Here is a 1,129-nt window from a genome sequence, read left to right as displayed (position 1 = left end):
TCGGACTCGCTTTCGCTACGGCTACCCCACCCGGGTTAACCTCGCAACACACCGCAAACTCGCAGGCTCATTCTTCAAAAGGCACGCAGTCACGAGACACCAGCAAGCTGATGTCCGACGCTCCCACGGCTTGTAGGCACACGGTTTCAGGTACTATTTCACTCCCCTCCCGGGGTACTTTTCACCATTCCCTCACGGTACTCTCCGCTATCGGTCACCAGGGAATATTTAGGCTTGGCGGGTGGTCCCGCCGGATTCACACGGGATTTCTCGGGCCCCGTGCTACTTGGGTGTCTCTCCAACGAGCCGCTGACGTTTCGGCTACGGGGGTCTTACCCTCTGCGCCGGACCTTTCGCATGTCCTTCGCCTACGCCAACGGTTTCTGACTCGTCCTGTTGCCGGCAGACAACAGAAGAGAGATCCCACAACCCCGCATGCGCAACCCCTGCCGGGTCTCACACGCCTGCGGTTTGGCCTCATCCGGTTTCGCTCGCCACTACTCCCGGAATCACGGTTGTTTTCTCTTCCTGCGGGTACTGAGATGTTTCACTTCCCCGCGTTCCCTCCGCACTGCCTATGTGTTCAGCAGCGGGTGACAGCCCATGACGACTGCCGGGTTTCCCCATTCGGACACCCCCGGATCAAAGCCTGGTTGACGACTCCCCGGGGCCTATCGTGGCCTCCCACGTCCTTCATCGGTTCCTGGTGCCAAGGCATCCACCGTGCGCCCTTAAAAACTTGGCCACAGATGCTCGCGTCCACTGTGCAGTTCTCAAACAACGACCAACCACCCGTCACGGCCCGCACAGGCGGACCTTTACCGGGGCCGGCACTGAAGGCGACCATGCGGCCGAACCCTCAGACACCCAACAGCGTGCCCGACCAACTCCCGTCCGAAGATCATGCGTTCCACGCTCTTGCGAGCAGTACTAGCAGCCTCCGGCCCAGGACCCGGCCGAGTAGTCAACGTTCCACCCATGAGCCACCAGTGCGAGACGTGCGCTCGCATCCTGGCCTCTGACCAACCGGAGTTGGTGAGAAGTGCTCCTTAGAAAGGAGGTGATCCAGCCGCACCTTCCGGTACGGCTACCTTGTTACGACTTCGTCCCAATCGCCAGTCCCACCTTC

General features: G+C 60.7%; 2 rRNA genes. Both read right to left on the bottom strand.

What is annotated here, in order from left to right:
* Nucleotides 1-745 (bottom strand): 23S ribosomal RNA (locus tag ACZ56B_RS32885); the annotation flags it as partial.
* 308 nt (nt 746-1,053) lie between these two features.
* Nucleotides 1,054-1,129, bottom strand: a 16S ribosomal RNA gene (locus ACZ56B_RS32880); the annotation flags it as partial.

The sequence above is a fragment of the Streptomyces sp. NPDC034670 genome (genome assembly GCF_055574875.1).
Note: the sequence above shows the minus strand (reverse complement) of the source record. Positions and strands in the feature narration are given on the sequence as shown.